The 1,387-nt window shown below is 78.9% G+C and carries 1 protein-coding gene; it reads right to left on the reverse strand.

Translation table 11 applies throughout. The features are described from left to right. Nucleotides 1-104: 104 nt before the first annotated feature. Entirely contained in the window at nucleotides 105-1,385 is a 1,281-nt protein-coding gene (locus ACFU7Y_RS43985; protein ID WP_380772078.1) for a helix-turn-helix domain-containing protein, read from the reverse strand. Between the last annotated feature and the right edge of the window lie 2 nt (nucleotides 1,386-1,387).

Consider the following 1,387-nt stretch of genomic DNA (forward strand, 5'->3'; position numbering starts at 1 on the left):
CTCCCGCAGGTGGTGGCCGGCCCCGCTGCTTTCGCGGCGGACCGGCCGTCGCCCTGCCCGGCAGGCGTTGCCGCGTCCGGGCAGGGGTTGCGGAGCCCGGACGTTCACCGGTGCAGCCACTCCCCGGCCCGCCGCTGCTCGCGGGCGATGCGGCCGGTGGTGTTCGGAGGCAGACGGGCGAGCTGGGTGGCGGCGGCATCGGCGTGACCGGCGAGGGCGTGGGCGCCGGCGAGGCGGGCGGAGACCAGGGCGTGGTCGCGCGGGTGGGCGGCCCGGTCGAGGAGCCGCAGGGCCGCCTCCAGCCGGGCCGCCGCGGTGCGGGCGTGAGCGGTGCGGCCGGTGTGGAGGGCGAGGTCCCGGTGGCAGGTGCCGTGGGCGACCGCCAGGACCAGCTCGGCGCGCACCGTCCAGGGCGTCGGCGCCCCGGAGAGCAGGGCGGCGTCGGTCAGCCGCCGGGCGTCCGCCAAGGTCCGGTGGACCTGCGGTGCCTGGCCGGCCAGCGCGTGGGCGTGGGCCTGGACGACGGCGGCCCAGGCCCGCAGCCCCGGCAGGGGAGGGGCGGTGGTCCGGGCGGCCTCGGCCAGGGCGAGCGCGGTGGCCGGGTCGCCGAGCCACCAGTAGAGGGCGCTCTGCCGGACGAGCAGCGCGGCCGTGGTGGCCCGGTCACCGGTCGCGCGCGCCCACTCCAGCCCGGTGGCGTACCAGCTGAGCGCGCGGGCGGGACGGTCGCCCTCGAAGTGGGCCCAGCCGGCGAGTTCGGCGTACTGGGCGGCGAGCGAACGGTCGGCGGCGAGGTCCTCGCGGGGGCCGGGGTGCCGCCCGCCGAGCAGGGTGTGGGCGTGGTGCTCCAGGACGGCGGCCAGCTCCTCGCCGCCGATCCGGCCCGCGGCGGCGCGGTAGACGGCGAGCAGGTGGGCGAGCACCTCGACGGTGGCGGCGTCCGGCGGGGCGGAGCGGACGGCGAGCGGTGGCCGGGCGGCGGCGCGTTCGCCGAGGTGTTCGCGCTCCTGCCGGACGGTCTGCCAGAGCTCGGCCAGTTCGCCGTCGGCGAGCAGGAGCTCGTCGGCCCGGGCGGGCATCCCCGGCGGCGGCCAGCGGCGGGCGTTCTCCACCCGGCTGATCAGCGAGTCGTGGTAGCCGAGCAGCCGGCCGAACTCGGCCTGGCTGAGGCCGCGGGCCTCGCGCCAGTGGCGCAGCCGGCGGCCGAAGCGCAGGCGTGCGGACCCGGGTTCCGTACGGGGTGGCGGCGACCTTCCGCGAGACGACCACGATCCACGTGGAACGCCTGACGGGAACGGGCGAGGCCGTCGTACCGAGGGAGAGGGCCGGTTCCGAAGGCGCCGTGGCGAGTTACGCTGAGCAGCATGGGCACCGGTACGCCCCACGG

The organism is Kitasatospora sp. NPDC057542, from assembly GCF_042801945.1.
Lineage (GTDB): Bacteria > Actinomycetota > Actinomycetes > Streptomycetales > Streptomycetaceae > Kitasatospora.